1 pseudogene is annotated in these 472 nt (G+C 65.7%); it reads left to right on the top strand.

From position 1 onward, the window contains the following. Positions 1 to 472: pseudogene (locus tag NCS58_RS34055) on the top strand (ISNCY family transposase); the annotation flags it as partial.

Consider the following 472-nt stretch of genomic DNA (forward strand, 5'->3'; position numbering starts at 1 on the left):
TACGACCGCGTGTTGTATCTGCTGGAAGATACCGACGCGAACCGCGCGCTGATCCACCGTGACATCGAGGTGTGGGAATATCCGGACGGACGCACGCAGTTGCGGGCCGGCGAGCGGGCGCTGGTATGCCGGCAGTACGACCGTCTCACCGAGGTCGATCAGGGGGCGATCGTCGAGTGCAAGCGTCTCGCGCACGTGCTTGAGTTGGCGCAGGCGGTGCAGGCTCAGCGCGACAACCGCAGCATTGGCACGGCGCCCTCGCGCACGCATCGCGGCGCGCAGGTACGCACGCCACGCCGCGCATCCGGCACCAAGAAACAGCGCGAGCTCACGCAACAGGACTTGGAGGCAACGATGATCGCGCTGCATGAACACGAACGCGGTGCCGCGTCAGTAAAAACAGCTCGGCGCTCAGCAAACGGGGAAGTCGACGCACCCGCGCCCTGCCCGTTCGACCCTGCATCTTCAACAC

Origin of the sequence: Caballeronia sp. INML3B (assembly GCF_023631305.1) — a bacterium.
Taxonomy (GTDB): Bacteria; Pseudomonadota; Gammaproteobacteria; order Burkholderiales; family Burkholderiaceae; genus Caballeronia; species Caballeronia turbans.